The organism is Pseudomonas batumici (genome assembly GCF_000820515.1).
GTDB lineage: Bacteria > Pseudomonadota > Gammaproteobacteria > Pseudomonadales > Pseudomonadaceae > Aquipseudomonas > Aquipseudomonas batumici.
On sequence record NZ_JXDG01000070.1, the window covers coordinates 65029 to 89825 of the forward strand.

The following is a 24797-nucleotide window of genomic DNA, read 5'->3' on the forward strand; positions in this document are numbered from 1 at the left end:
ATCGGCGCCTGGGCCTCAGTGCCCCGCCGAATCGCTCTTGTGCTCCAGCGTCTCCAGCAAGGCGACCTGCATCCGCGTATGCACGCGCACAAACCAGCGCCACAGCACGGCCGCCACCGCCGCCGCGACCACCGCGATCAACACCAGCAGCTCGCTGGTCGGCAGGATGCTCGCCGACAGCGCCGACAGCAGCAGGAAAAGCACCAGCAGCGACACGATTGGAATGACCTCGGCGATCACCCTTCTGACCCGCTGGGTGTGCCGCCCCGCCACCTCGGCCTTGACCCCCATCTCCGCCAACAGCATCGACAAGGCCTTGAGCTTGCGGTACGCCGCGATCAGGAACGGCAACGACACCAGCAGCGCCCCGCCCCAGATCAGGGCCTTATGCCAGCCCGGCTCATTGACCCAACTGCCCAGATAGTCGGCAATCGGCACCGCGAAGAAAGCACCGGCCAGGAAGATCGCCACCACCAGCGCCAGGTTGACCCCCACCTGCAACAGAATCCGCCGAATCATCGACGCCAGCAGCGCACCCTCGCCCCGGGGCTGGATACTGCGCAGCCACTCGCCGTAGAGACCGAACACCCGCGCCAGGCGCCCGGGCATAACCGCCGCCAGCTTGAGCGACAGCGGATCCGCCGCGCGGATCAGATAGGGTGTGAGCAGCGTGGTCATCACCGAGACCGCCACCGCGACCGGATACAGGAAGTCACTGGTGACCTGCAAGGTCATCCCCAGCGCCGCGATAATGAAAGAGAACTCGCCGATCTGCGACAGCCCCATCCCGACCCGCAACGAAGTACGCCCGTCGTTGCCGGCAATGAACGCCCCCAACCCGCAGGACAGCATCTTGCCCAGCACCACCGCCACGGTGATCATGGCAATCGGCCAGGCATAATCCAGCAGGATCGCCGGGTCGATCATCAAGCCAATGGCGACGAAGAAAATCGCGCTGAACAGGTCGCGAACAGGCTCGATCAAGCGTTCAATTTTCAGTAGTTGCCGGGACTCGGCCATGATCGCGCCAATCAGGAAAGCGCCCAGCACCGTGCTGTACTCCAGCTTGACCACCAGCAGGCAGAAGCCGAAGCACAGACCCAGCACGGTGATCAGCAGCATTTCGTTGCTCTCGAAGCGGGCGACGTAGGCCAACAGCCGCGGCACCAGCAGGATGCCGACCACCAGGGCGACGATCATGAACAGCGACAGCTTGCCCACGGTGGAGAACACCTCGCCCGAGCTCACGCTACCGCTGAGCGCGATGCTCGATAGCAAGGCGATGATGCCGATGCCGAGGATGTCCTCGACGATCAGCACCCCGAAAATCAGCTGGGCGAAGCGCTGGTTCTTCATCTTCAAGTCGTTGAGCGCCTTGACGATGATGGTGGTCGAGGAAATGGCCAGGATCGCGCCGAGGAACAGCGAGTCCATGGTGTTCCAGTCAAACCAGCGGCCGATTTCGTAGCCGATCCAGATCATCAGCACGATTTCCAGGAACGCCGCGATAAACGCCGTGGCACCGACCTTGAACAGCTTGCCCAGGCTGAACTCCAACCCCAGGCAGAACATCAGGAAAATCACCCCCAGCTCGGCCAGGGTCTTGATGGTGTCTTCGTCGTGGATCAGGCCGAACGGCGGCGTGTGGGGCCCAATGATGAACCCGGCGACGATGTAGCCGAGCACCACCGGTTGCTTGAAACGATGGAAGAGAATGGTCACCACGCAGGCCACCAGCATGATCACGGCCAGGTCCTGGATAAAACTGATGGCATGCATGACGTGGCGCTCCTTGCTGTTCGGAAAGCGGCCCTGCAACAGCTTTTTGAGCTGTCGGTAATCACCGTTCCTGGTGTGAGAGTCTTCTATGGCATGGCTTTCTGAAGGTTAACACCGCGACTTCCGACAAAAAGCCGGTGCAATATGTAGAAACAGATCCCTTGAAGCGTGACGATGGCCCGATCGCCGGCGTCCCGTTATCGAGTGTCTGTGAAAATGAAGGAAGCGCCCGTAGAGGTGCTTGAGCCAATCCCTGCCTACCCTACCGTGAGCGTGCTATGGAACCCGGAAACGCCCAGCTGTCGATGACTGTTTTGATGACCCCGGACATGGCCAACTTTTCTGGCAATGTCCACGGCGGCACCCTGCTCAAGTACCTGGACGAAGTGGCCTACGCCTGTGCGGCCCGTTATGCCGGTCGTTATGTGGTGACCCTGTCGGTGGACCAGGTGATTTTCCGCGAGCCGATCCATGTCGGCGAACTGGTGACCTTCCTGGCCTCGGTCAACTACACCGGCAACACCTCCATGGAGGTGGGCATCAAGGTAGTGACGGAGAATATTCGCGAGCGTTCGGTGCGCCACACCAATAGCTGTTTCTTCACCATGGTCGCGGTCGACGACCAGCGCAAGCCGGCCTCGGTACCGCCGTTGCAGCCGCAGAACAGCGAAGACAAGCGTCGCTACGCGCAGGCGCAACAGCGTCGGCAGATTCGCCAGGAGCTGGAGAAGCGCTACCAGGAAATCAAGGCCGACGCGCCTTGATTGCAGGCTATTGACGCCGTGTAGAGCCAGGGTGAACGCGATCACTGTAGGAGCCGGCTTGCCGGCGATAGCGGCCGTAAGGGCGATGCAAGGCTCAAGGACCTCATCGTCGGAACGCCGCCCGCAGCAAGCTGGCTCCTACAGGGTATGTTGCGCCTTCAAGATCCCGATCAGAGACTGATCGACTCCGCCTCGAAACGCACCCGCGGATGCGCGATGCGATCCTGGGCCCGCACCAGCTCCAGTTCGTAGCTGCCACAGGCCTGGGTTTCCAGCAGCACCTCATGCACCGCCGAGGCGGTGAACTCGAATGCCGCCACCAGGCTGTCGCCCAGCAGCACCCGCGCCAGGAACAACCCCGAGGTCAGGTCGCCCACGCCCACCGGCTGCTTCGGGAACGCCAGCAAGGGTCGGCGCAGGTGCCAACTGCCCTCGGCGGTGACCAACAACATCTCGAAGCTCTCGTCAGGCTTGCCCGGATAGGCCAGGTGCTTGACCAGCACCGCCTTCGGCCCCCGTGCCAGCAGGCTGCGGGCCATCGCCAGGCAATCGAACAGGGAATGCGGCGTGCGACCGCAAAAGCTGTCGAGCTCGAGCTGGTTGGGGCAGAGAAAATCGGCCATGGTCGCCGCTTCTTCCAGCAGGAAATCACTGACCTCGGCCGGCACGCTGCAACCTTTCTCCGGATGGCCCATCACCGGGTCGCACAAGTACAGGACATTCGGATTGACCGCCTTGATCCGCGCCACCACACCGAGTATCGCCCGCCCCTGGGACGCGCTGCCGAGGTAGCCGGACAGCACCGCATCGCAGTGGCCCAACTCACCGATGGCGGCGATCCCCTCGACCAGTTCGGGAATCCGCTGCGGCACCAGCACCTCGCCCGCCCACTGCCCGTATTGGGTATGGTTGGAGAACTGCACGGTGTTCAGCGGCCAGACATTGACCCCGAGCCGCTGCATGGGAAACACCGCGGCACTGTTGCCGGCATGACCGAAAACCACGTGGGATTGAATGGCGAGCAGATGGGGAGTGCGTTTCATTCCGTATTCCAGAAGGGCCAGTGGATTCAAGCCACTCAGTATGCGACTAAACGGAGCCTGTACGACAGACCGGGGAGCCAGTTAAGCTGAGCTGACTTTGTTGGAGTGGCGTTCATGCTGACCCTGGGAAATATGTTCGTGCTGATGTTGCTGGCGACCGGTGCTGCCTGGCTCTGGCACAACCATGGCCTGCGCGAGCGGGCGCTGGAGCGGGTCAAGCAGCATTGCGCCAAGCTCGACATCGAGCTGCTCGATGGCAACGTCGCCCTCAAGCGCATCGGCTTTGTCCGTGACGCCCATGGCCGGCGGCGCCTGGCGCGGATCTACAATTTCGAGTTCACCGTCACCGGTGAGCAGCGTCACGCCGGGACCATCACCCAGTTCGGCGCCCACAGTGCCCATATCGAGCTGGCACCCTACCCGTTCGAGGTCAAGCCGGAACTGCGTAGCGCCGAAGTGATCGAATTGAGCCAATGGCGCCAGGATCATGGCAAGGACCACAATAATTCGCGGCGCTGAACAGCCTCCGGCGAACCTGTTGACGAGGGTTTACCAGTGATCGCGATGCAAGATGCATTGCCGCCATCGCCAGCAAGCCGGCTCCCACAGTACGGTGTTTCACCGTGACCTATCGTCAAGCCCAGGACCTTGTAGGAGCCGGCTTGCTGGCGATGGCAATGTCACATTCACCGCTGCTATCCCGGCAAACGACAATGGGCCATCCCCAACTTTAATCGCTCGATAGCCTGCTTTTCAGCGAAGATCAGCTCAACACGGGAATCCCGCCGCCATTCACTGGGCTGCCACTGCACCGTGGAGTTATCCACAGCGTTGGCGGAAACCCAGCCGTCCGGGCTGTGGATAACCAGTTTGGCGCGTAGCCAGTCCAGGTCGGACAGCCAGTGCTGGAGCTTTTCCACATCGAAGCGCTGGCTCGGGTGCCAGCGCCAGCCGATGCTCCAGTTGCCGTCTTGTGTCTGATCCAGGCAGATCGGTTGAGTCGGGTCGGTCCAGATGGCTGGCAAGGGTGCGTTGACCGGCGCGCCGACAGGCGGCGTGATATCAGCGTAGGTGTGAGCCTGCTCGGGATGGCCGCTATCCAGGACGAGTAGCTCGGCCAACCCCAACACCCCCTGCTCCGTCCAGTGCACCGGCCCTGCAGGTAGCCGCGCCAGCACCCGCTGCCGTTCAACCGGGTCCAGCCCTTCAGACTTGTTCAACACCCGTAGCCCCGCCAACCCCAGCGCCTCCTGTTGCGAGTCCGGCAGCGGCTTACCCGCCGCCAGCGCCCGCGCGTCCAGCACCAGCACACACGGCTGCAAGGCCAGCACGCCCGACCAGGGCGCCTCGGCCAGTTGCTTGAGAATCTGCGCCGGATGCCCCAACCCGGAGGGCTCGATAAACAGCCGGTCCGGCCGCGCCTTGCGCAACAGCCGCGTCAGTCCCACCTGGAACGGCGCACCGTTGACGCAGCAGACACAACCGCCTGCCACTTCGCCCAGTGCGATACCCTGGTCGTCCCGGGTCAGCAGCGCGGCATCCAGGCCGATCTGGCCGAATTCGTTGATCAGCACCGCCCAGCGCTCGCCTTGCGGCTTTTGCGCCAGCAAGTGCCGAATCAGGCTGGTCTTGCCCGCGCCCAGGGGGCCGGCGATGACATGGGTGGGAATGTTCTGCAACATAGAGGGCCGTGGGTCTGAAAGAGATGAAAGCATGATGCGCCTGATCTGCCTGGCGTTGCTGTTCGGTTCGAGCCAGGTGCTGGCGCAGGCCTGTGTGGTGCATAGCCATGCGCAGCGGCTGGACGTCAAAGTCTGCCAGGAAAACATCAATATCCCGGCCAAGCTGTTCAGCGACGGCTTCTGCCAACCGAACCTGCCGGGACAGAAGGTCGAGGTCGAGTACCTCGAGCAGTGCCCGGGCGGTTCGTTCGGCGTGTGCAGCCACGCGCAGGTGGCCAATATGCCTTATCGGCAGAATATCCACTATTACGGCGTGGCGGGCGATGCGGCCTACCTCAAGCCATTCTGTGAAGGCCAGAGCGGCGGCCAGTGGCAAACACCGTAATCAAGACCGCCAGCGACCTTCCAATGACCACAAATCCCCTGTGGGAGCCGGCTTGTCGGGACGCCGCACCGCGGCGATGGCGTCCTTGAATTCAACACTTGACTCACGGGCCTCATCGCCGGCAAGCCGGCTCCCACAGAAGAAAAGGACGGCGTGAACCCGCGCGATCAGCTCAACCAGTCCAGCGTCAGGATCAACCGCCGCTCACCCTCCGGCACCGGCGGCGAACGATGCACCAGGCCAAAGCCTTCATTCCCGCGCCAGCGCTCGCCCTTGAGCAGCGCCACCGCACCACTGCCCACCTGGCGGATCAACGCGGAATCGCCAGGCTCCGCCGCCGGATTGCCCAGTTGTCGGCGGTCGATCGCCCCTTCCGCCAGCCACTGGCTCCCCACCCCCGCATAGGTGGTGATCAACCGCACCGGCACATGGTCGACGTGAAAGCGCGGGCACATCGCCTTGTCCAGCACCCGCAGGCGCAGGCCGATCCGCCGCGCACCAAGCAGACAGGCGTAGGCACTGACCAGCCAGGACACGTCACTCAAGAACCCCTCGTACCCCTCCAGGTCACGAAACCCCGAGGCCAGGCCGTACAGGTGCGGCTGTGCCTCGTCGTCCGGCATCTCCAGGCTCAGGGATTCGGCCAGCGGCTCGCCCAACGACAACAGCAAAGCCGCGAAATCGGCAATATGCCCCGGTAACCGACGCTGCCAGACCGCCAGGTTGACCCCCTCGTCGAGAATCTCGCCCAGCACCGTCGGGGCTTCGCCCTGCACCTGCCGAATCGTCGGCAAGGCCTTCCAGTGTGGCGCCAGCATCAGGCCGCCTCCTCGTCATGCCAGGCACCGAACGGATCAGGCATTGCGCTCCAACCCTCGACCCCCAGGGCCATTTCTTCATCACTCAACAAGCAGCTGTCCAACCGCTCGGTAAGCTGCGCGAAGTCGATGTTCTGTCCGATAAACACCAGTTCCTGCCGGCAATCACCGGTCTCGGGAGTCCAGTGCTGCATGATCGCCGCGCTGCTCTCCTGATCCTGCGGCCAATGCTGTTTCGGCACGAAACGCCACCAGCGCCCGGCAAAGCCATGGCGCATCAAGCCGCCGGCCTGGGACCAGCTGCCGGCCTCCTGATACTTGCTGGCCAGCCAGAAGAAGCCCTTGGAGCGCAGCAGCTTGCCGTTCACCCAGGGCTGGTTGATAAAGTCGAAAAAGCGCTCGGGATGAAACGGCCGCCGTGCCCGGTACGCCGTGGAGGCGATGCCATACTCCTCGGTTTCCGGCACATGCTCGCCGCGCAGCTCCTGCAACCAGCCCGGCGCCTGGGCCGCGCGATCGAAGTCGAAACGGCCGGTGTCGAGGATCTTCGCCAGCGGGATCTCGCCCATCACCATGGGAAGGATTTCCGCCTGTGCGTTCAGACGCCGCAGAATCGCCATCAACTCCTCGCGTTCGTGACGGCTGATCAGGTCGATCTTGCTGATCAGGATCACATCGGCAAACTCGACCTGCTCGATCAGCAGGTCGGTGATCGAGCGCTCATCCTCTTCACCCAGGGTTTCGCCACGGGAGGCGAGGCTTTCGGCCGCCTGGTAGTCGAGCAGGAAGTTCATGCCGTCGACCACCGTGACCATGGTGTCGAGCCGGGCGATATCCGCCAGGCTCTGGCCGTTTTCATCACGGAAGGTAAAGGTCTCGGCCACCGGCAGCGGCTCGGAAATGCCGGTGGATTCGATCAGCAGGTAATCGAAACGACCGTCGCGGGCCAGCTTGCCGACCTCCTCCAGCAAGTCTTCGCGCAAGGTGCAGCAGATGCAGCCGTTGCTCATCTCGACGAGCTTTTCCTCGGCGCGGTTGAGGCTGACGTCGCGCTGGACCTCACTGCCGTCGATATTGATCTCGCTCATGTCATTGACGATCACCGCCACCCGCAGGTTTTCGCGATTGCGCAGCACGTAATTGAGCAGAGTGCTTTTACCGGCGCCGAGAAAGCCGGACAGCACGGTCACGGGTAGACGTTGGGTCATGGGGGTTTTCCTCATCAGGTCGGCCGGGTCAAAGCGCCCGTTCATGGCAGGGGTCGGGGCCTGGAATTTATTGAATGTTATATTATAACAATGCAAATAATCCAATCCTCCGCTTGCTCGCCACGACGAAGGGCGCAATGCTGGCGGCGATCCCGTTGACGAGAATGCCGATGCGTCCTGTCCTGAACCATCTGCTGCCGGCCCTGTTGCTGCTGGCGGCGAACGCCCAGGCCCAGGTGCCTGCCGCCCCCCAGACCAACTGCACCCGCAGCGCCAACCTGCTGTCGTGCAAGGATGGGCTGGGCAACGCCTATGGCGTCGCCACCCAGGGCAATACGATTTACCTGCAAGGTTTTGAAGTGATCGGCAAGCGCTACTGGGCGCAGACCAGCAGCCGCTATGGGCAGTTGACGTTCTTCACCGGGATTGCCTCGGACGGTGAAGCCTGGGTCGGTTACAGCCGGCGGGTGGGCTGGACCACCCAGAACCGTTTTTCCAGTTCAGGCGGGTTGAGCAAGAAGTTCGTCTGCGACCGGATGGTGGGCTGCTAGGCCCCTCGGAGTGACGCGCACGCCTCTTGTAGGAGCCGGCTTGCTGGCGATGGCGGCCGAATAGTCGATGCAAGACTTGCCGGCCTCATCGCCAGAAAGCCGGCTCCCACAAGGGTGGCGCAGCCAGTCCTACACCAACCCTTCCTGCATCTGCTGCTGCCAGGCGATATAACTGTCCGCTGGCGGGTTCTTCTCGAAGTAGCGCTTCAAGCCCTCGAACAAACCATCGGCAATCGCCTGCTGATGCCGCGCCGTCACCAGCCGCTGGCTGTCGCGGGCATTGGAGATGAAACCGGTCTCGACCAGGATCGACGGCACGTCCGGCGACTTCAACACCGCGAAACCGGCCTGTTCCACGCGCTTCTGATGCAAGGTGGTGATGCCTTCCAGGCTGCCCAGCACACTGTGTCCCAGTTGCAGGCTGGAGGCGATGGTGGCGTTCATCGACATGTCGAGAATCACCCCGGCCAGCATCGGGTCCTTGTCCTTGAGATTGAGCAGGCTCTGCGCGCCCAACAGGTCGGCACCGTTTTCGCGCTGGGCCATGAACCGCGCCGTGGTGGACGTCGCGCCACCTTCGGACAGGGCGAACACCGAAGCTCCCGAGGCGGTGATACGCGGTGCGGCGTCGGCGTGCACCGAGATAAACATGTCGGCCTTGTTCTTGCGGGAGAACTCCACCCGTTTGCGCAAGGGTACGAAGAAGTCGTCGTTGCGCACCAGGCGCACATCGAAGCCTTTCTCGCGCTTGAGGCGCTTGGCCAACAGTCGGCCAATCGACAACACCACGTCTTTCTCACGCTCGCCCTTCGAACCCACCGCCCCCGGGTCCTTGCCGCCATGGCCGGGATCGACCACCACCATGATGTCGCGCTTGGGGTGGGCCTTGCCGCTGGCCGCTTCATGCCGCACGGGCGGCGGCGCTGCAACCGCCGGGGCCGCCGCCAGGGTGGCCGGGGGCACGGCGGCGCTGCCATTGCTGGTCAAGTCGAGTACCAGGCGATGGCCCTGCGCGCCCTCGGGCGGCAACAGGAAGCTGTTGAGCTGAACCGGACTGGCCAGGTCGAGGACGATCCGCGTATCGCCCTGGCCGAAATGCCCGGAACGGATCGAGCGGATCACCGTGTTGCCCAGCGCCAACTGTCGGAAATCGCCCGTGAGCTTGGCGCCGCTCAGGTCGATGATCAGCCGCTCGGGCGCGGTCAGGGAAAAGGTCTTGTATTGAATCGGACCGCTGAGATCCAGCACCAGCCGCAGCTTGTTGCCATCGCGCCACAGCCGCGCATTCTGGATCTGCGCCGCCGACAAGCCGAACGGCAGAACCGCCGCACTGGCTAATAAAAAGTTGAGCAACTGACGTCTATGCATGACAGGTACCGCAAATAAGGGAGTGTTCGTACGCGTTGTCGCTGTGTAAGCCCAGCAAAAAAAGCATCGTCGATCTAAAAGTTATAATATAACATGTCATTCTATTTCCGACGATGGACCTGCTCATGAATGCGTTGACGCTGCCGGATATCGCCGCGCAGTCATCCCGGCAAGCCTTGCCCCTCGAGTGGGTGGGCATGTGCGGCATTGCTCTCCCGATCTCGATTGACGGCCAGCGTCTCAGCGCCAAGGCCGATGCAGGCGTGAGCCTCGACGATGGCGAAGCGCGAGGCATTCATATGTCACGTCTGTACCTGGCCCTGGAACGACTGGAGCAGGAAGACCTGACGCCCGAGCTGATCCGAGAAACGCTACAACAGTTTCTCGGCAGCCACGACGGACTCTCCAGCAACGCTTACCTACGCATCCATACCGACCTGCTGCTCAAACGCCCGGCATTGGTCAGTCCGCTGGCCGGCTGGAAAACCTATCCAGTCAGTGTGTTAGTCGAACTGAAAAACGGAGTGTTCCACGTGGAACTAAAAATTGACGTGGCCTACTCCTCCACCTGCCCGTGCTCGGCAGCCCTCGCCCGGCAATTGATCCAACAGCAATTCATCGATGACTTCGCCGACAAGCCCCTGGAGCACAGTGACATCCTGGGCTGGCTTGGCGGTCAGGGCGTCGTCGCCACACCTCACAGCCAGCGCAGCATTGCACAATTGCATATTCGTTTAGATGAAAAAATCGGTCGGTTTCCTCTCGAGCCTCTGATCAACGAAGCCGAGGCCGCCCTCGGTACCGCCGTGCAGACCGCCGTGAAACGCGCCGACGAACAAGCCTTCGCCCTCGCCAACGGCCAGAACCTGATGTTCTGCGAAGACGCGGCACGCCGCCTCAACCTGGCGCTCAAGCGTTCGGACGCGGTCAGCGCTTTCCACCTGCGGGTGGTCCACGCCGAAAGCCTGCATGCCCATGACGCCGTGGCCGAAAGCCGCTGGAACTGGAGGCAGGCATGATCCGCTGCCAAGGCCTGCGCTGGGGCGCCCCGGGCCAGCCCCTGACTCCCGCCGTGGATTTCGAACTGGCCGCCGGCAGCCTGACCGCCGTGATCGGCGCCAACGGCACTGGCAAAAGCAGCCTGTTGAAAGTCATCGCAGGGCTGCAAAAACCCCTGGCCGGTAAAGTGAAACTGGATGTTCCACTCCGCGGCAACCTGTCGTTCCTGCCACAACAACAGCACCTCGACCGCCAGTTTCCCATCAGCCTGCAAGAACTGGTGGCCGCCGGGTTCTGGGGCATCAAGCAAACCCCGCAGCAGCGTAGCGAACGCCTGCGAGCCGTGCTCGAAGACTGGCACCTCGGCGGACTGGAACAGCGTCCGCTGATGGCCTTGTCCGGCGGTGAGTTGCAACGTGCCGTGCTCGCACGACTGAGCCTGGCCTCGGCACCGATCCTGTTGCTCGACGAACCCCACGCCGCCCTCGATGAGGAGGGTCAGGCCCTGCTGTGGAAACACATCCATGCCTGGCACGCCGAAGGTCGCACCCTGGTGGTGGTCTGCCACGACCTCGCCGCCGTGCGCCAGCACATCCCCAACGCCCTGTTGATCAAAAACAGCGGCTGCACCCTGGCACCCAGCACCCAGCTGATCCAGCAACAACCCCATACGCAGGTAGCCTGATGCTGATGTTCGCCAGCCACCTGTGGCAACCGTTCCAGGATTTCGTCTTCATGCGCCGGGCCTTGCTCGGCGGGCTGGTGCTGGCCTGCAGCACCGCGCCGCTGGGGGTGTTCCTGATCCTGCGGCGCATGAGCCTGATCGGCGATGCGGTGGCCCACGGCATTCTGCCGGGCGCCGCGGTGGGCTTCTGGATCGCCGGCCTGAGCCTGCCGGCCCTGACCATCGGTGGTCTCGGCGCGGGCATGGGCATGGCCGGGCTCTCGGCCTGGATCACCCGCCGCACCGGCCTTCGCGAAGACGCCAGCCTCGCGGCGATCTACCCGATTTCCCTGGCCAGCGGCGTGCTGCTCCTCGGCATCGCCGGCAAACGCCTGGACCTGCTGCACCTGCTGTTCGGCTCGGCCCTGGCGGTTGACGGCCCGACCCTGACCGGCATGCTCTGGGTCTGCGGCATCAGCCTGGTGCTGATGGCGATCATCTATCGCCCGCTGCTGCTGGACACCCTCGACCCGCTGTTCCTGCAAACCGTCAGTCGTCTCGGCCCCCTGGCCCACGGTGTGTTCCTGACCCTGGTGGTGTTGAACCTGGTGATCGGCTTCCAGGCCATCGGCGCCCTGATGGTGGTCGGCCTGATGATGCTGCCGGCGATCGCCTCGCGCTTCTGGAGCCGCAACCTGCCGGTGCTGATGGCAATTGCCGCGCTGATCGGCTGCGTCTCGGTCACCCTCGGATTATTGCTGTCGTTCTACTACTCGCTGCCCAGCGGGCCCTCCATCGTGCTGGTCGCGGGTGGTTTTTACCTGCTGTCCGTGATCTTCGGCCCGGTACACGGCCTGCTGCGCCGCCCGCCTTCGCTAACGTCCCAATGAGGTGTCATCCGATGCGCGCTCTACTCGTGCTATTCAGCTCCGTGCTGGCCTTGTCCCTGAACCTGTCCACCGCCCAGGCAGCGGACAAGCTCCCGGTGGTCGCCAGCTTCAGCATTCTGCGAGACATCACCCAACAGATCGGCGGCGATCATATCGAGGTCATCGGCATGGTCGGCCCGGACGCCGACGCCCACACCTACGAGCCGACGCCGGATGACGCCAAGGCCCTGCTCAACGCCAAGCTGATCGTCAAGAACGGCCTGGGCTTCGAGCCCTGGCTCGACCGCCTGGTGACCAGCACCGAGACCAAGGCGCCGGTGGTCACCGCCAGCAAGGGCGTGATCTCCCACACCATGGAAGAAGACGGCGAAACCATTCCCGACCCCCACGCCTGGCACAACCTGGCCAACGCCGAGCTGTATGTGAACAACATCACCAAGGCGCTGATCAAGGTCGACCCGGCGAACAAGGACGACTACACCCGTAACAGCCAGACCTACCTGAAAGAGATCTACCGCCTGCTGGCCGAAGCCAAGGTCAAGCTCGGCAACCTACCGGCCGGCAATCGTCGCATCGTCACCTCCCATGACGCCTTCGGCTACCTGGGCCAGGCCTACGGCATCCAGTTCATGGCGCCACAGGGCCTGTCCACCGAACGTGAGCCGTCCGCCGCCGAAGTCGCCACGCTGATCACCCAGATCCGCAAGGACAAGGTCAAGGCCGTGTTCATGGAAAACATCAAGGACGCCCGCCTGCTCAAGCAGATCGCCGACGAAAGCGGCGCGCAGATCGGCGGCACCCTGTATTCCGACGCCCTGGCCGCCGAAGGCCCGGCCAGCACCTTTACCGGCCTGTTCGAATACAACATGAACACCCTGCATGCGGCGCTGAGCAAATAACCCTGCGGCCACCCTCCCCTTGATCAGGTCCGGGGCTTCACCGCCCCGCAATCCTGCCCCATCCACACCGCTCGGGTTTCCATGCTGCCGTTCTGCTGAATGCCGGTAGCATTGAAGGTCCCGCTGACCTTGGTGGTGAACTCACGGTCATTGACGAAGTGCGCCACACCGGCACCCTGGGCCTTCGGACAACTGAAACGGAATTTCCAATCCGGCCCGTTGCGCTCGGTGATCTGCTGGTTGCAACCCGATTGCGGATCGGTCAGGGGAATCGACTCGGATGCCACCTGCTGCGGCGTCAGGCACACCCGTACGCCCTCACCCCCGAGGTTGATTCCCTGCTTCTCCAGCGCCGCGCGCTGCTCCGGGGTGGTGTTCTGTTTCAGCACGCCCATGAGCATGCCCACATCCAGTTGCTGGTTCTCGACCTGCACATTGCTGGAGGTCAGCTCCCACAAACCCGGTTGCAGCACCTGCGCCTGGGCAACGGAAATCATTGAGCCAAGGACAAGGGCCAGGCTCGGCAGACGAAGGTTCATCGAATAGCTCCTAGAGAATGGTTCGCCTTAGACGTCAGAATCATGCTGAGGTTGCGTCAATAATTAAATAGCGACAATAACGGCGGAACATGGTCTGTTAGACATTGAGAAACACTTGAGCAGGATCGCCCATGGATTATTTTGGCCCACATATTTTCGGCTACCTGATTGCCCTGATTCATTCCCTTGGCCTTATCGCCGCCCTCCATGCCGTGTTGACCGTGCGCACCGCCCAAGGCGCCATCGCCTGGGCCCTGTCGCTGATGTTCATCCCCTACCTGACAATGATTCCCTACCTGGTCTTCGGCCGCAGCACCTTCGACGCCTATATCAAGGCCCGGCGCCAGGCCAACGTGGAAATGCGCAAGGCCATCGCCGACCTGAACTGGCGCCCCTGGGTCGAGGAGGCCCTGGCCGCGCGCAGTTCCCAGGCCTATGCCTCGCTGCGGGCGATGCCGAAACTGGGGCGCATGCCCTGCCTGGCCAATAACCAGGTGCAGTTGCTGGTCAATGGCGACACGACCTTCGACGCGATTTTCCAGGCCATCGAGCAGGCCAGGGAAGCGGTGCTCGTGCAGTTTTTCATTATCCATGACGACCAGCTCGGGCGACTGCTGCAGAAACGGCTGCTGGAAAAGGCCGCCGAAGGCGTGGCGGTCTACGTGTTGTACGACCGGATCGGCAGCCATGCCCTGCCCCACGAATACGTCGAGACCTTGCGCGAGGGTGGCGTGCAGATTCGCGCGTTCGCCACCCGCAGCGGCTGGCTGAACCGGTTCCAGGTGAATTTCCGCAACCATCGCAAGGTGGTGGTGGTCGACGGTCTGGTGGGATTCGTCGGCGGGCATAACGTCGGCGACGAGTACCTCGGGGCCATGCCGCCGCTGTCACCCTGGCGCGACACCCATGTGCAGGTGAGCGGCCCGGTGGTCGCCTGCCTGCAGGAGTCGTTCGCCGAAGACTGGTTCTGGGCCTCGCGCAAATTGCCGCCGCTGATCCTGCCGGAGTCCTACCCGGACGACGGTGTGCTCTGCCAGTTGCTCGCCAGCGGCCCCGCCGACCCGGTGGAAACCTGTTCGCTGTTCTTCGTCGAAGCCATTCACTCGGCCCGGGAGCGGATCTGGATCACCAGCCCCTACTTCATCCCCGATGAAGCGGTGTTCGCCGCCTTGCGCCTGGCGGTGCTGCGCGGCGTGGATGTGCGCCTGCTCCTGCCGTCACGCCCCGACCACCGCATCGTCTACGCCGCGTCCAGCCTGTATGCCTTCGAAGCAGTACGCGCCGGTGTACGGGTGTTCCGCTACGGCCCCGGTTTCCTGCATCAGAAAGTGGTATTGGTGGACAACGAAATCAGCGCCATCGGCAGTGCGAACCTGGACAACCGCTCGTTCCGGCTGAATTTCGAGCTGATGTTGCTGACCGTGGACGAAGCCTTCGCCCGGGAAGTGGAACGCATGCTGGAGCAGGACTTTGCCCTGGCCCATGAGGTGGCCAAGGAGGAAAGCCGGCAGACCCACCGCCTGCAACAGCTCGGCATGCGGGTCGCGCGGTTGATCTCGCCGATTTTGTAACCGGCATGAAGGATAGATTCTCGAGGCTGGCAGGAATGGTCTGAAATCATCGTAATGCGCTACGAAGGGCGGGAAGTTCTTCTAAGCTGGACGGTTCTCAGACCAACGGAAGGTATAACGATGAAATCCACCTTAATGGGGCTGCTCTTGAGCCTCGGCGTTGCCCAAGCGAGCGCGGCACCGTCGCTCAACGTCGAGTTCGGCAAGCCCAGCTACATTCACCACCTGACCTACGAGGTGCTGTACAAGGACAAGCCCTTCAAGGAGGCGACGCTGTATTACTACGACAACGGCCTCTACAAGATCGTCTCGCCGGGGGAAGAACACTACGGCGTCTACGTCGTCAAAGGCCAGTTCAGCGACACCCGGTACGCCATCAGCTACATCTCGCTGCCATCCAGCGACTGGTATGGCAATGTCGCCCTTCATGATCTGGCCTTCGACAAGAATACCGGTGTGTTCCAGCAACAGGCGCACCTGCCTTCGGACCAGAACATTGCGCCCCAGCACGGCAGCTTCCGCCTGGAGCGCAATGAACTGGCCGACCCGTTGCCCATCCGCTGGCAGACGCCTCAGCGATAAATATCGGCGCGGGTCCAGGGCAGGTTGTGACTGCCGTCGGCGAAGGGTTTCACCGCCAGGATCTGGTGCAGGTTGATCCAGCCTTTTTCGAAGGCGTAGGCGCAACCGGCCAGGTACAGCCGCCAGATCCGCAGGGCCCGTTCCGGCACCTCGTGGCTCGCCGCCTCGAGGTTGTTTTCCAGGCGCTGACTCCACTGCCCCAGGGTACGCGCGTAGTGCAGGCGCAGGCTCTCCACGTCGACCACTTCCAGATCGGCCTCGCTGATGTGCGCGGTAATCATCGACACATGCGGCAACTCGCCATTGGGGAACACATAACGATCGATGAAGTCGCCGGCACCGCGTCCCACCGGACGTCCGTCGGTATGCTTGGCGGTAATGCCATGGTTCATCACCAGGCCGCCTTCGCGCACGGCGCCGAACAGGATCTTGCAGTACTGCTTGAGGTTGGCATGGCCGACATGTTCGAACATGCCGACGCTGACCACCTTGTCGAAGCGACCGTCCTGGGGCAGGTCGCGATAATCCAGCAGTTGCAGGTCGACCTTGTCCTGCAGGCCCTCGGCGGCGACCCGCTCCTTCGCCAGCGCCAGCTGTTCCTTGCTCAGGGTGATACCGAACACCTTGACCCCGAACTCCCGCGCCGCATAGCGGGCCAGCCCGCCCCAACCGCAGCCGACATCCAGCAGGTACTCGCCCGGCTGCAGGCGCAGCTTGCGGCACAGGTGGCGAAACTTGGCTTGCTGGGCTTCCTCGAGGGTGGCGTCATCGCGTTCGAAGTAGGCGCAGGAATAGACCATCTCGCGGTCCAGCCAGAGCTGGTAGAAGGCGTTGGAGAGGTCGTAATGGTAGGAAATGGAGGCGGCGTCGGTTTCCTTGTCGTGGGCCTGGCGCACCGGAAGATTGTCCCCTTCATCCTCCAGCAGAGCCTGGCTCAACTCATCGCAGACCCGCACGACTTCGCTGATCGAGCCTTCGAGTTCCAGCTTCCCCTCGACGAAGGCACTGCCCAGCAGGTCCAGCGTGGGGTGGGTGAATTGCGCGACCAGTTGCGGGTCCTTCACAACGATCGTGACACTGGGCGTCGGCCCGAGATTGAATTCGTGACCGTTCCAGAGTCTCAGGCGAAGCGGTAGCTGCAGATTCTGTAAGGCCGGTGGAAGTTGCGCGAGCATCAGTAATCCCCCTTGTTTCAGACGTCTGAATTAAGGGTAGCGCATTCGCGGGAACTGTCAGCCTATGGAGAGAATAGACTCGAACTATGGGTTTGCCCGCCACCGCCCGGCGGGGAAATGATCGCGTCAAAGCGCGTGGCATTGGCAAACCAGGCCGTCATTCACCCATTGCTTGAGCCAGCTGACCGCTTGCAAGGGTGCACCCTCCCCCAGACTGCCCGCCAGCTCGGCACACAGTTCGGCGAAACTCCAACCGTCATGCAGCATGCCGTTCAAGGCGTGGGCTTCGGCCGATTCAAGGCTGCGATACTGGCAAACCAGGCCGGCACGCCAGACCAGGCAAACCTGCGGCTCATCCAGTTCGAGACTGTCGGGAAACGCCGTTTCGGCCTTCACCGCCCGCCACATCGCCAGGCTGTTGAAGCGACCATCGAGCCACTGGACGCTGGGCACCCGCTCGAGCCGCAGCGCCGGCCAGGCCTCGGCCGGCAGGCTGGCCATGGCCTCCAGGGTCAAGGCCGCGCCCGGCAAGGCATCGAAGGCCAGGGTAAAGGCCCATTCCAGGCGAATCAGTTCCGCCAGGGGCGCGCCCTGCTCCGGCACCAGGTGGCGCAGGACGAACGCTTCGAACCCCGCCCCCAGCCAGCGCAGGCTGTAATGGGACGATGGACATTCGCGCAGGTAGGCCGCGGTCAGTGCATCGAACTCATCGTCACCCAGCCAGTGCCGGACCGTGGGAAAGTCGCTACGCAGGGTTTCCTGCAAACGGGCGCGGTAAGCGTTGTGGTAGATGGCAAGACCAGTCTCGACATCCAGGCTCGGCCCGCCGATCAGGCTGGCGCCCAATGCTGCGTCGGCCGTGGCGTCTTCTCCCAGCAGGTAGTCTTCGAATGCCAGTTGCCAGTCATTCAGGCGCATAACGACCTCCGCGCCAGGGCAATACCGCCCAACTCACGGGCCTTGTCCAGTTCGTCCACCAGCTCGGCCAACGGCGGGAAGTGATCGTCACGCTCCAGCAAGGTCGCCACCGGCCCCAGGTGTTCGAGGGTCCGCTGATAGAGCGCCCAGACCGGATCACAGACCGGGTGATCATGGGTGTCGATCACGTAGTCGCCATAGTCGGCATGCCCGGCCAGGTGCAATTGACGGATCTTGTGCGCCGGCAGGCTGTGGATGAAAGTCCAGGGATCGAAACCGTGGTTGCGTGCGCTGACATAGACATTGTTCACGTCCAGCAGCAGCTCGCAGCCGCTCAGGCGACTCAGGGCTTCGAGAAACTCCCACTCGGAAAACTCATCGGCCGCGGCACGCACGTAACTGGAGACATTCTCCAGCACCAGCGGCTGTTGCAGCACGTCCTGCACCTGGCGGACGCGGGCCGCGACGTAGTACAGGCTTTCTTCGGTGTAAGGCAGCGGCAGCAGGTCATGCAACTGATGAGCATTGCCGCGACTCCAGCACAGGTGGTCGGAAATCCACGCGGGATTGACCCGCCCGGCCAACTGCTTAAGTTGTTTGAGGTACTCCCCGTCGAGTGCATGGGGCCCGCCGATGGATAGCGACACGCCATGCATCACCAGCGGATAACGCTCGGCGATGGCATCCAGGTAATACAGCGCCTTGCCGCCCTGGACCAGGTAATTCTCGGAAACGATCTCGAACCAGTCCACCGCGGGCGACTGCTCGAGGATTTCCTGGTGATAGTGACTGCGCAAACCCAGGCCATAACCCAGGCAGGGACGGGAAACGGACATGCTGGACTCCTTGCGAAAGTGTCCGCAGCGGCATGGGGGCCGACCGCTGCGGGAGCACTCGGTCGTCGCTTATTCGCCAACCTTGCCGCCGGCTTTGTCGCAAGCCGACTTGGTCATGACCTTGAAGCCCTGGCCTTTGCAGGAGCCCATGCCTTTACAGGCGTGATCCTTGGTCTTGCAGTCGTTCTGGCCTTTGCAGGCGTTGACGCCATAGCAGTGAACCTGGGCGTCGGCAGCCGATGCCTGGGTCACGACACCGGCAAACAGGGTGGCGGCGGCGAGAGCGAGTGCGGCACCGGCAGCGGCGGTTTTGATCGACATGGTTCTTATCCTCGAAAATGCGTTAGGGGTATCGGTCCGAACGGAATGTTCAGTCTCGACATGCCACTAGAGAGCGGTCGATGCCGGCCGTTACAGGTCCTTGCAAATTTTTTCGAAAATAAGCCCTCGTCGGCGCCTCTCCCCCTCATCTGCTGGAACGTCACCCGGCGGCCCGGCAAGGGAAGTGGCCTATTGAAGCATTACGTTACTACATAACAAAAATATCCAAACAGCGGATAATGAAAGCGCTGCCTGAACGGTTTAATTCCGTCTATAAATTAATCTGACAACACGGAAAACACTGACACTGCTTTATCTGTCGTCCCACTACTCGAAACAACCCGAAAAGTTATCACTCACTCACCTGGTACTCATGTAACAAAATTCAACATCTGCGTGACTTGATTGGTGTCCTGGCAATGACTAACATCCCACTGACTTTGAATAGTCCGTGCCCATTCATTAAAAACCTTCGTAACTCCCAGTATTGAAAAGCGTCTGACAACGGTTCCGCAGCGCGCCCAACCCGTTGAATAGACGGCTCAAAACCCTGAAATCTTATTTATCCTCGTGCGCCTTCAAACATCACGAGGCCAGATAACTTATAACTATATGCCTCACCCTTAACACACTTGACCCCTGTGCTCGCTGCCGACTAATAACATACCCGACACTCAGCGCGCACACTTGAGCGACGGAGCCGCCATGAGCCATACCTTGAGTGAGTACCATTATTTTCAGCCGCCACTGGGGACTGCCACTGCCGCAGATACTTCCAGTTGCCTGACCATCAATCAACCGGGTTCTCCCTTGGGCCTGAGCAATCTGCTGGACTTGATCAGTCATGAAATCAGCCGGGAAAACAATCAACAGATTCACCGACTCACCTTCAAAAGTGGCCAGACACTTTGCATAAAGGCCGACCCGCAATGGGTCACCGTCCGAGGGCGGCGGATCAATTTCCACGCCGACTCGACGTATCCCTACACGACCTTTCTGGAAGATCCGGCTCGAGCAGGCAGCAGCAAAAAGCCCTCCAGGTGACGCGGTGCTTTCAGGACGCCATTAACGCCTGACGCCTTGACCAAGGTTGTGCACAGGGACAATATTATGATCATAATATTTTATGACACCGACCTTTGTCCCTCTTCCTCAACCAGGTGTCTCGCAGGAGAACAGTCATGAGCAGCTACGACGTCGTCATCATCGGGGGCGGGCCCGGGGGCTACAACGCCGCCATTCGCGCCGGCCAGTTGGGCTTGAAGGTCGCCTGCGTGGAGGGCCGCGCCACCCTCGGCGGGACCTGCCTGAACGTCGGCTGCATGCCGTCCAAGGCCCTGCTCCACGCTTCCGAGCTCTATGAGGCGGCCATGGGCCATGAATTCGCCAATCTCGGGATCGAGGTCAAGCCCGCTCTCAACCTCACGCAAATGATGAAACAGAAAGACGAGAGCGTGGCCGGGCTGACCAAGGGCATCGAATACCTGTTTCGCAAGAACAAGGTCGAGTGGATCAAGGGCTGGGGGCGGATCGCCGGCCCTGGCAAGGTGCTGGTACGCGCCGCCGACGGCAGCGAGACCGCCTTGCAGGCCAAGGACATCGTGATCGCCACCGGCTCCGAGCCGACACCACTACCGGGCGTCGACATCGACAACCGGCGCATCCTCGACTCCACCGGCGCGCTGTCGCTGCCCGAGGTGCCCAGGCATCTGGTGGTGATCGGGGCCGGGGTCATCGGCCTGGAATTGGGTTCGGTATGGCGCCGGCTGGGGAGCCAGGTCACCGTGGTGGAATACCTGGACCGTATCTGCCCTGGCGTGGACGTGGAAGCCGGCAAGACTTTGCAACGTTCCTTGAGCAAACAAGGCATCGGCTTCCTGTTGGGGTCCAAGGTCACCCGCGCCAGCAGCTCCGCGACCGGTGTCCAATTGCGTGTGGAACCGGCAGCCGGTGGTGAAGCGCAGTTGATCGACGCCGACTACGTGCTGGTGGCCATCGGTCGTCGCCCCTTCACCCAGGGGCTTGGACTGGAAACCGTGGGACTTTCAACCGACCGGCGCGGCCTGCTGGCGAACCAGGGCCACCGCACCGAAGCGGCGGGGATCTGGGTAATCGGCGATGTCACCAGTGGCCCGATGCTCGCCCACAAGGCCGAAGACGAAGCCATGGCCTGCATCGAGCAGATCGTCGGCAAGGCCGGTGAAGTCAACTACGCGCTGATCCCCAGCGTGATCTACACCCGGCCGGAACTGGCCAGTGTCGGCAAGAGCGAAGAACAGCTCAAGGCCGAAGGCCGCGCCTACAAGGTCGGAAAATTCCCTTTCAGCGCCAACAGCCGGGCCAAGATCAATCACGAGACCGAGGGTTTCGCCAAGATCCTGGCCGACGCGCAGACCGACGAAGTCCTCGGCGTCCACCTGGTGGGGCCGAGTGTCAGCGAGATGATCGGCGAGTACTGCGTGGCCATGGAGTTTTCCGCCTCGGCCGAAGACATCGCCCTCACCTGCCACCCACACCCGACCCGCTCCGAAGCGTTGCGTCAGGCGGCGATGAACGTCGAAGGCCTGGCCACGCAGATCTGAGTCAGTCGGGCAGGTGATTCAACGGCAGCGGTCCGGGCGCCTTCACCGCCTGGATCGCGAAGTTGCTGCGGATGTCACGCACACCGGGCAGGCGCAGCAGTTCGCCATTGAGGAAACGCTCATAAGCCCGCAGGTCGGGCACCACCACTTGTAGCAGAAAGTCCGACTCGCCGGAGACCAGGAATGCCGAGATCACCTGCGGCAAGGCCAGGACCGCCAGGCGAAACGCTTCGGCCTCGGCCTCATGGTGCCGCTCGACCTTGACCCCGACGAACACCGTCAGTCCCAGTCCGACCTCATCGCGATCCAGGTTCACCTGATAGCCTCGAATCACCCCCGCCTCCTCGAGCATGCGCACCCGACGCAGGCACGGCGACGCCGAGAGGCCGATCTGCGCGGCCAGTTCGACGTTGCTCAGGCGTCCATCCTGTTGCAGGGCCGCGAGAATTTTACGGTCGTAGGCATCGAGTTTTATTTTTGGCATATCCGACTATTCACTTCGACGATATTGGCAGGAAGTGCCAAGTCTAAGCTTTTCACGAGTTGAATACGCAAGCACCTGCCCTGGCCTTCCGACATAGAATTTTCTCCGGTTATCCCCCTTGGAGAAACAGCACGATGCTCCTCTACCTGTTCGCACTGGCGATGGTTTATCTGCTTCCCGGCCCCGACATGATCCTGCTGCTGCAAACCGGCGCCCGCCATGGCCGCAGCCAGGCCCTGACCACCGCCCTGGGCCTGGGTATCGCCCGCGCCTGCCACGTGGGGCTCGCGGCCCTGGGCCTGGCGGCGCTGTTCAAGGCCGCGCCGTGGACCTTCGATGTGGTGCGCCTGGCAGGCGCCGCCTATCTGCTGTGGATCGGCGTGCGCATGCTGCGGCCCGGGTCGTTGGCGTCGTTGAGCGCCGGTGGCGAGGGAAGCGAACGCGCCTTGAACTGGCGCGCCGCCCTGCAACAAGGCTTGCTCACCAATCTGCTGAACCCCAAGGCGCTGCTGTTCTGCTCCGTACTGCTACCGCAATTCATCGATGCCCACGCGGGCCCCGTGGCCGCGCAGTTCCTTGGCCTCGGTGCGACCCTGGTGGGGGTCGGGCTGCTGTTCGACAGTGGCTACGCCCTGGCCGGTGCGTGGATCGGCCAGTGGCTGGACAAGAGCCCGCGGGCACAACGCCTGCAACAATGGCTGTTCGGCAGCCTGTTGATCGGCTTTGCCGTCAGATTGGCGTTTATCCAGCAAGCCTGAAGGCTTCCCTTTGTAGGAGCCGGCTTGCCGGCGATGAGGCCTTTGAGTCTTGCTGTGCCCGTGCGGACGCCATCGCCAGCAAGCCGGCTCCCACAGTAAATCTGCGTATCACCGCAAAATATCGTGTTGCCACGCCCCTGTAAGAGCTGGCTTGCCAGCGATGAGGCCGGCAAGCCTTGCATCGATCTTGCGGACGCCATCGCCGGCAAGCCGGTTCCTGCATCGGGGATACAGCGTCGTGCAAAAGAAACGCCGTTAGCAGGTGAGCCGACGGCGTTTTTCTTATACATTTTGCCTTCTACTCCACAGACAAGTTTTCCCATCATGACCAGCACGCTTGATCGTCTTATCGCCGGCACTCCGATTCTCTACGCAGGTAACCGGGTTTCCCCGGTACCGCCGGAGTTGGCCGAGCGTTTCCAGCCGGGCGATCATCTGCTGGTGGACCAGGCCAGCGGCGAACTGTTGCTGATCCCCCGCGCCGAGCAACAGATCGCGACCCAGGCCATCGACACCGCACAGGACGCGTTCACCGCCCTGGCCCTGGTCTCGGACGAAGCCATCAGCCAGTTCTTCGACCTGTTCGCCCAGCACCTGGAAGCGCCGGCTTCCTGGGCCCTGATCGAGGCCGCGAACCAGGCCGATATCGCACAGGCCAAGGCCCGTGGTCGCTCCACCACCCGCCTGCTGGCGAGCGAGGCCATGCGCCGCGACATGATCGCCGGGCTGCGGGCCTGGCGCGACGCGCCGCTGATCCGCGGTCGGGTCCGCGAGTCGGTGGAACATCAGGGCTGGAAAGTCGAGCAGGTCGTTGCGCCCTTGGGCGTGGTGGCGTTCGTCTTTGAAGGTCGGCCGAATGTGTTTGCCGATGCCGCCGGCGTCCTGCGCACCGGCAACACCGCGGTGCTGCGGATCGGCAGCGATGCCCTCGGCACCGCCCAGGCGATTGTTCGCCACGCCCTCGATCCGGCGCTGCGCGAAGCGGGCTTGCCGGCGGGCGCGGTGTCGCTGGTGGAAAGCAGCGATCGGGCGGCGGGCTGGGCCATGTTCGCCGATCGGCGCCTGTCCCTGGCAGTGGCCCGTGGCTCGGGCCATGCGGTGCAGCAGCTCGGCGGGATCGCCCAGCAGGCCGGCACCGTGGTCAGTCTGCACGGCACCGGCGGCGCCTGGCTGGTGGCCCATCAGGACGCCGATGCCGGACGGTTTGCCGAAGTGGTGCGCAACTCCCTGGATCGCAAGGTCTGCAACACCCTCAATGTCTGCGTGATTCATCGCCAACGGGCGGCCGAACTGGTGCCGCTGTTCCTCGAGGCCCTGAAGGCCGCCGGCGAAGCACGCGGCCAGAACTGCAAGCTGCATATCGTCAGTGGCGATGAAAGCGTGCTGCCCGCCGAGTGGTTGCAGGCGCGGGTGCAGGTCCAGCGTGCCGAAGGCTATCAGGAAGAAGCGCAAACCGAGTCGTTGCCCGAGGATCAGCTTGGCTGTGAGTGGGAGTGGGAAGAGACACCGGAAGTCAGCCTGAAAATCGTCGATGACCTGGATCAGGCAATAACCCTGTTCAATCGTTACAGCCCGCAATTCACAGTATCGCTGATCAGCGCCGACCGTGGCGCCCATGACTATTTCTACAACAGTATCAACGCGCCCTTTGTCGGCGATGGTTTCACCCGCTGGGTCGATGGACAGTACGCGCTGAACAAGCCGGAGCTGGGGCTGTCGAACTGGGAGAACGGGCGGTTGTTTGCCCGTGGCGCGATCCTGGCCGGAGATGGGGTATTCACCCTGCGCAGCCGGATGAGCCAGATCGATACCAGCCTGCGGCGCTGAACAGTCCTTCCGTAAGGCCAACGTCCTGCGATGAATGCGACATCGCCATCGCTGCGGTGCGGCGTCCCGACAAGCCAGCTCCCACAGGGTTCACGGTTCGACGATATCCGGCGGTGGAACGCAGATCTGTGTGGGAGCCGGCTTGCTGGCGATA

The 24797-nt window shown here is 62.6% G+C and carries 26 protein-coding genes; 14 read left to right on the top strand and 12 right to left on the bottom strand.

The genetic code is table 11. From position 1 onward, the window contains the following. Positions 1-15 precede the first annotated feature (15 nt). Positions 16-1779 (bottom strand): cation:proton antiporter, encoded by a 1764-nt coding sequence (locus tag UCMB321_RS27285; protein ID WP_040071815.1) that lies wholly within the window; start codon positions 1777-1779, stop codon positions 16-18. Positions 1780-2057: 278 nt separating this feature from the next. Here UCMB321_RS27285 and UCMB321_RS27290 point away from each other — a divergent pair, with 278 nt between their 5' ends. Next, entirely contained in the window at positions 2058-2543 is a 486-nt protein-coding gene (locus UCMB321_RS27290; protein WP_040071816.1) for an acyl-CoA thioesterase, read from the top strand. Between the two features lie 170 nt (positions 2544-2713). Here the strand turns inward: UCMB321_RS27290 and pdxY are convergent, their stop codons facing one another. Beyond that, positions 2714-3586, bottom strand: coding sequence for a pyridoxal kinase PdxY (pdxY, locus tag UCMB321_RS27295; RefSeq protein WP_040071817.1), 873 nt, complete (start codon positions 3584-3586; stop codon positions 2714-2716). Positions 3587-3700: 114 nt separating this feature from the next. Here pdxY and UCMB321_RS27300 point away from each other — a divergent pair, with 114 nt between their 5' ends. Then, complete coding sequence (locus UCMB321_RS27300) at positions 3701-4105, top strand: DUF3301 domain-containing protein (RefSeq protein WP_040071818.1); 405 nt, start codon at positions 3701-3703, stop codon at positions 4103-4105. 176 nt (positions 4106-4281) lie between these two features. Here the strand turns inward: UCMB321_RS27300 and UCMB321_RS27305 are convergent, their stop codons facing one another. Continuing rightward, positions 4282-5268 (bottom strand): CobW family GTP-binding protein, encoded by a 987-nt coding sequence (locus tag UCMB321_RS27305; protein ID WP_040071819.1) that lies wholly within the window; start codon positions 5266-5268, stop codon positions 4282-4284. A 34-nt stretch (positions 5269-5302) separates the two neighbouring features. On the opposite strand from UCMB321_RS27305, the gene UCMB321_RS27310 reads away from it, so the two are divergent. Beyond that, positions 5303-5653 (top strand): hypothetical protein, encoded by a 351-nt coding sequence (locus UCMB321_RS27310; protein ID WP_040071889.1) that lies wholly within the window; start codon positions 5303-5305, stop codon positions 5651-5653. 167 nt (positions 5654-5820) lie between these two features. On the opposite strand, the gene UCMB321_RS27315 is transcribed toward UCMB321_RS27310, so the two are convergent. Together UCMB321_RS27315 and zigA are read right to left on the bottom strand one after the other, a co-directional pair. After that, positions 5821-6471 (bottom strand): DUF1826 domain-containing protein, encoded by a 651-nt coding sequence (locus UCMB321_RS27315; protein WP_040071820.1) that lies wholly within the window; start codon positions 6469-6471, stop codon positions 5821-5823. Continuing rightward, positions 6471-7679 carry a zinc metallochaperone GTPase ZigA gene (gene zigA / locus UCMB321_RS27320; protein WP_040071821.1) on the bottom strand — a complete coding sequence of 403 codons (1209 nt, stop codon included), beginning with the start codon at positions 7677-7679 and terminating at the stop codon, positions 6471-6473. The genes UCMB321_RS27315 and zigA overlap by 1 nt, the downstream gene beginning before the upstream one ends. A gap of 170 nt (positions 7680-7849) precedes the next feature. Here zigA and UCMB321_RS27325 point away from each other — a divergent pair, with 170 nt between their 5' ends. Then, positions 7850-8230, top strand: a complete 381-nt coding sequence (locus tag UCMB321_RS27325; protein WP_040071890.1) for a hypothetical protein — start codon at positions 7850-7852, stop codon at positions 8228-8230. Between the two features lie 129 nt (positions 8231-8359). On the opposite strand, the gene UCMB321_RS27330 is transcribed toward UCMB321_RS27325, so the two are convergent. Beyond that, positions 8360-9598 carry an N-acetylmuramoyl-L-alanine amidase gene (locus UCMB321_RS27330; RefSeq protein ID WP_040071822.1) on the bottom strand — a complete coding sequence of 413 codons (1239 nt, stop codon included), beginning with the start codon at positions 9596-9598 and terminating at the stop codon, positions 8360-8362. Positions 9599-9723: 125 nt separating this feature from the next. On the opposite strand from UCMB321_RS27330, the gene folE2 reads away from it, so the two are divergent. The 4 genes from folE2 to UCMB321_RS27350 are packed head-to-tail and all read left to right on the top strand — an operon-like array spanning position 9724 to position 13050. After that, on the top strand, positions 9724-10617 hold the full coding sequence (gene folE2, locus UCMB321_RS27335; protein ID WP_040071823.1) for a GTP cyclohydrolase FolE2: 894 nt from the start codon (positions 9724-9726) through the stop codon (positions 10615-10617). Then, positions 10614-11282: a metal ABC transporter ATP-binding protein gene (locus UCMB321_RS27340; RefSeq protein WP_040071824.1), complete on the top strand. Its 669-nt coding sequence runs from the start codon at positions 10614-10616 to the stop codon at positions 11280-11282. Before folE2 ends, UCMB321_RS27340 begins: the two co-directional genes overlap by 4 nt. 2 nt (positions 11283-11284) lie before the next feature. After that, a complete protein-coding gene (locus UCMB321_RS27345) occupies positions 11285-12151 on the top strand; it encodes a metal ABC transporter permease (RefSeq protein ID WP_040071891.1) in 867 nt (288 codons plus the stop codon). A gap of 11 nt (positions 12152-12162) precedes the next feature. Further along, complete coding sequence (locus tag UCMB321_RS27350) at positions 12163-13050, top strand: metal ABC transporter substrate-binding protein (protein WP_040071825.1); 888 nt, start codon at positions 12163-12165, stop codon at positions 13048-13050. Positions 13051-13073: 23 nt separating this feature from the next. Here UCMB321_RS27350 and UCMB321_RS27355 read toward each other — a convergent pair whose 3' ends face one another. Beyond that, positions 13074-13589: a DUF3617 domain-containing protein gene (locus UCMB321_RS27355; protein ID WP_040071826.1), complete on the bottom strand. Its 516-nt coding sequence runs from the start codon at positions 13587-13589 to the stop codon at positions 13074-13076. A gap of 131 nt (positions 13590-13720) precedes the next feature. Here UCMB321_RS27355 and cls point away from each other — a divergent pair, with 131 nt between their 5' ends. Both cls and UCMB321_RS27365 read left to right on the top strand, forming a co-directional pair. Further along, positions 13721-15160 carry a cardiolipin synthase gene (gene cls / locus UCMB321_RS27360; RefSeq protein ID WP_040071827.1) on the top strand — a complete coding sequence of 480 codons (1440 nt, stop codon included), beginning with the start codon at positions 13721-13723 and terminating at the stop codon, positions 15158-15160. A 120-nt stretch (positions 15161-15280) separates the two neighbouring features. Continuing rightward, positions 15281-15742 carry a hypothetical protein gene (locus tag UCMB321_RS27365; protein WP_040071828.1) on the top strand — a complete coding sequence of 154 codons (462 nt, stop codon included), beginning with the start codon at positions 15281-15283 and terminating at the stop codon, positions 15740-15742. On the opposite strand, the gene cfaB is transcribed toward UCMB321_RS27365, so the two are convergent. The 4 genes from cfaB to bufA2 all read right to left on the bottom strand — a co-directional run bounded on the left by cfaB (position 15733) and on the right by bufA2 (position 18992). After that, positions 15733-16917, bottom strand: coding sequence for a C17 cyclopropane fatty acid synthase CfaB (gene cfaB, locus UCMB321_RS27370; protein WP_040071829.1), 1185 nt, complete (start codon positions 16915-16917; stop codon positions 15733-15735). The two genes, UCMB321_RS27365 and cfaB, sit on opposite strands and share 10 nt — an antisense overlap. A gap of 126 nt (positions 16918-17043) precedes the next feature. Continuing rightward, positions 17044-17835 (bottom strand): HvfC/BufC N-terminal domain-containing protein, encoded by a 792-nt coding sequence (locus tag UCMB321_RS27375; RefSeq protein WP_040071830.1) that lies wholly within the window; start codon positions 17833-17835, stop codon positions 17044-17046. Beyond that, positions 17826-18671 carry an MNIO family bufferin maturase gene (gene bufB, locus UCMB321_RS27380; RefSeq protein ID WP_040071831.1) on the bottom strand — a complete coding sequence of 282 codons (846 nt, stop codon included), beginning with the start codon at positions 18669-18671 and terminating at the stop codon, positions 17826-17828. Before bufB ends, UCMB321_RS27375 begins: the two co-directional genes overlap by 10 nt. Before the next feature lie 69 nt (positions 18672-18740). Further along, on the bottom strand, positions 18741-18992 hold the full coding sequence (gene bufA2 / locus UCMB321_RS27385; RefSeq protein WP_040071832.1) for a BufA2 family periplasmic bufferin-type metallophore: 252 nt from the start codon (positions 18990-18992) through the stop codon (positions 18741-18743). 705 nt (positions 18993-19697) lie between these two features. Here bufA2 and UCMB321_RS27390 point away from each other — a divergent pair. Together UCMB321_RS27390 and lpdA are read left to right on the top strand one after the other, a co-directional pair. After that, positions 19698-20036, top strand: coding sequence for a hypothetical protein (locus UCMB321_RS27390; RefSeq protein WP_040071833.1), 339 nt, complete (start codon positions 19698-19700; stop codon positions 20034-20036). A gap of 137 nt (positions 20037-20173) precedes the next feature. Further along, positions 20174-21574, top strand: coding sequence for a dihydrolipoyl dehydrogenase (gene lpdA / locus UCMB321_RS27395; protein ID WP_040071834.1), 1401 nt, complete (start codon positions 20174-20176; stop codon positions 21572-21574). Position 21575: 1 nt separating this feature from the next. Here the strand turns inward: lpdA and UCMB321_RS27400 are convergent, their stop codons facing one another. Next, positions 21576-22049: an Lrp/AsnC family transcriptional regulator gene (locus UCMB321_RS27400; protein ID WP_040071892.1), complete on the bottom strand. Its 474-nt coding sequence runs from the start codon at positions 22047-22049 to the stop codon at positions 21576-21578. 143 nt (positions 22050-22192) lie between these two features. Between UCMB321_RS27400 and UCMB321_RS27405 the strand changes: the two genes are divergently transcribed. Continuing rightward, entirely contained in the window at positions 22193-22816 is a 624-nt protein-coding gene (locus UCMB321_RS27405) for a LysE family translocator (RefSeq protein ID WP_040071835.1), read from the top strand. 324 nt (positions 22817-23140) lie between these two features. Then, positions 23141-24643 (top strand): aldehyde dehydrogenase family protein, encoded by a 1503-nt coding sequence (locus UCMB321_RS27410; RefSeq protein WP_040071836.1) that lies wholly within the window; start codon positions 23141-23143, stop codon positions 24641-24643. Positions 24644-24797 lie beyond the last annotated feature (154 nt).